This is a genomic window from Acinetobacter sp. YH12120, from assembly GCF_013418795.1.
Classification (GTDB): Bacteria; Pseudomonadota; Gammaproteobacteria; order Pseudomonadales; family Moraxellaceae; genus Acinetobacter; species Acinetobacter towneri.
In genome coordinates this window covers 1-2,105 of the sequence record NZ_VPBI01000047.1, presented here as the reverse complement: position 1 = coordinate 2,105, position 2,105 = coordinate 1, and the positions used below count along the sequence as shown (strand labels likewise).

The following is a 2,105-nucleotide window of genomic DNA, read 5'->3' as shown; positions in this document are numbered from 1 at the left end:
ACTTTTAACTTCGGTTATTTATTGAAGGATTACCTTAAAAACTATTAATGTAGCTCCATTTTAAATAAAGAACCGCTTTTTTATTCAAAATAGGGTAGGAACGACTTTAACTAAATCAGTAAGGAATACTTAATGAAATATATCTAATCTCACCTATATTGTTATATGAAATATATATTGTAAATGGAATATCTTCAATTTTCCATTTTTGGCTTCTAACCACGCCATCATCATTCTTAATAAATAATGGCACTCCTAACATATTTTCAATTTCAGCTTTATTCATTGAAAATTTTAAATTAAATGGCAGTTCTTGTTTATATTGAGAAAAGCCTTCCACACCATCATTATAAAAAAATATAGTCGTTAAGTATATTTTTTCACCAGTTATGGGTTTGTCCTCCTGATTTAAATAAAAAGACTCATCAGTAAATATAAAACCCAATCCCTCATCATATTTACTAATATAAAAATTATACTCATCCAATAAATCACCATCTTCATCATAAATTGGTAATTTAATTTCCTCTTGACTTTTCACAAATTGATTTTTAACAAAAAAATCAACTAATTTTTCATCAATATTTGACTTACCCAACAGTGATATTAAATGATCAATAAACTTATTTGTCATTCTTTCTCGCCTCCTCATCCATAATATTTTTCAAAAATTTATCATAATCAGCATTATTTTTACAGCTCAATGTAGTACATGCTTCTTGCAACTTTGTAACGTACTCAGGCGTTAATTTTTTTGCATTATCTATCATTGCCTCAGAATCCCTAATTTGTGCTGCTTGTAAATCATTTGCATCATTTTCAATGAGTCCTTTATTATTTTTTCCTGCATAGGTTGGACCTGCGGCATGCACCTCATTTGGTACAGTTACACTCATTCCTTCATTAATAATACGATTTTTCTCTGCTTGAGTTAAGGGCGCTTCCTTTAAGTCTTCAGCTCTCTTTAATAATGCAGCTTTAGACGGCTGATGATCTCTAGCCACGGTTCCATCTCCAGTGACTTTCTTTTGATTTCCATAATTATCAACCCATCCCACATCAAGAGATTGCTTTTGATTTATTTCAATATCAGCATCTTTCCCCTTAGTGACACCTTTACCTACTCCAGCACCTACAACTCCAGCCACAGCATTAATTAAATATTCTGCACCTTGTTTATTTTTTTCAATTTCATTTGCAAATTTCAATTCATCTAATTTATTTTCAGATGTTGAGGCTTCAATTTCTTTAACTTTCTCTGAATTAGTCCAATTATTAATCGTATTTGAATTGGTAACATGAGCGGCGGCAGTTAATGATGTCGCCAGCGCATCAAATCCTTGAGCTATTTCAGCTCCTACCGCACTATCTAAAGCTAAAGATTTTCCTGTCTCAATTGCTAAACGGACTGGGCCTGAAATCATTAGTCCTACCGCAAGTTGAACAGTACCTAAATCAACTCCAGTATCTTCACTAATCTGCTTTATATTATTTCCTAAATCAGCAATATTGCTTAATATCGTCATACCAACTGTGGTTTGGGTCGTAACTTTTGTCTCAATGTCAGTTCCTTTCGCATAAATTACTTCTTGTTCATTTACGCCTATTTTAGGTTGTTTAAAAATCGTTTCTAAATCAACACCAGATTGAGCTAATGTATCTAGTTGACTCTGAATTTCACTAAACTCTTTTGCTGCATAGAAAAAATCTAATTTAGAAAATAAAGCTTCAACTTCTTTTGGCTCTATCCCTCGTTTGAGCAATTCACTTGCAACTTTGTCACCAACTACACCCGTTTCTTTATATTCACTTGGTAAATTGTAAAGCCTTGCCTGAATATTATTTAGTGTTTGTAAAGCCTTATCTTTATACTCACCCGCTGGTAAGGCTTGTGCTAAATTTTCTGCACTTTGACGGAAATTCTCTGGCAAATCCTTCTGTTCTTGAATAATCTCCTGTCGTCCAGCTTCTGTCAGTAATCGATGATCAATCGTTACTGAACCATCCAGCATACCTGTGGTCTGATCACGAGTAATTTCTTGGGTATTGTTGATATCACGGTTGGTGGTATGGTAATCCTCCCATAAATAACCGAAGTTAAAAGC

General features: G+C 33.3%; 1 protein-coding gene and 1 pseudogene. Both read right to left on the bottom strand.

What is annotated here, in order from left to right; genetic code table 11:
* Positions 1-115 precede the first annotated feature (115 nt).
* Positions 116-634, bottom strand: coding sequence for a hypothetical protein (locus tag FTU58_RS13870; RefSeq protein ID WP_179989170.1), 519 nt, complete (start codon positions 632-634; stop codon positions 116-118).
* A pseudogene (locus FTU58_RS13865) lies at positions 624-2,105 on the bottom strand (hypothetical protein); the annotation flags it as partial. The pseudogene FTU58_RS13865 and the gene FTU58_RS13870, both read right to left, overlap by 11 nt.

Coding starts and splice junctions, on each gene's coding strand:
- FTU58_RS13870 (WP_179989170.1), bottom strand. CDS start 634: ATGACAAATAAGTTTATTGATCATTTAATATCACTGTTGGGTAAGTCA.